The sequence below is a fragment of the Stenotrophomonas sp. YIM B06876 genome (genome assembly GCF_030711595.1).
In the GTDB taxonomy this organism is placed as follows: Bacteria; Pseudomonadota; Gammaproteobacteria; order Xanthomonadales; family Xanthomonadaceae; genus Stenotrophomonas.
Genome location: NZ_JAUJUJ010000418.1, coordinates 1 through 691, shown reverse-complemented (window position 1 = coordinate 691; position 691 = coordinate 1). Strand labels below are relative to the sequence as shown.

The 691-nt window shown below is 68.3% G+C and carries 1 protein-coding gene and 1 pseudogene; one reads left to right on the top strand and one right to left on the bottom strand.

The genetic code is table 11. The features are described 5' to 3' along the window. Positions 1-198 (bottom strand): annotated as a pseudogene (locus tag QZH66_RS17675) (hypothetical protein); the annotation flags it as partial. Between the two features lie 62 nt (positions 199-260). On the opposite strand from QZH66_RS17675, the gene QZH66_RS17670 reads away from it, so the two are divergent. After that, on the top strand, positions 261-691 hold a 431-nt coding region (locus QZH66_RS17670; protein WP_305807128.1), incomplete at its 3' end, for a hypothetical protein.

The following is a 691-nucleotide window of genomic DNA, read 5'->3' as shown; positions in this document are numbered from 1 at the left end:
CACGGCGCCGCGCAACCCCGGGTACAACACCCGCCCCTGCCGCAAGCGCAGGCCTGTGCGCTGCTGTGCATGGTCGCTGCGCAACTGCGCATACAGGGCCTCGGCCTGGCGCACCTGTTCGCGCGCCGGCTTGGTGCGCACCGACATGTAGCCGCGCGGTTTGCCGCCCTCCAGGATGGGCGTGACGTTGGCCTGCACCCAGTAAAAGCCGCCGNCAACACCCGCCCCTGCCGCAAGCGCAGGCCTGTGCGCTGCTGTGCATGGTCGCTGCGCAACTGCGCATACAGGGCCTCGGCCTGGCGCACCTGTTCGCGCGCCGGCTTGGTGCGCACCGACATGTAGCCGCGCGGTTTGCCGCCCTCCAGGATGGGCGTGACGTTGGCCTGCACCCAGTAAAAGCCGCCGTCCTTGCGCCGGTTCTTGACCAGCCCCGACCAGGGCTGGCCGCGGCCGATGGTGGCCCACATGTCCTTGAACGCCTGCACCGGCATGTCGGGGTGGCGGATCAGGTTGTGCGGCTGGCCAATGAGTTCATCGTGCCCATAGCCGCTGGCGTCCACGAAAGCCGCGTTGCAGTGCGTGATGGCGCCCTGGGTGTCGGTGGTGGAGACCAGCATGCTGCCGGCCGGAAAGTCGTATTCATCGGGGGTCACGGGCAAATTGACGCGCATGCGCGGGGTTCCTCTTCAAA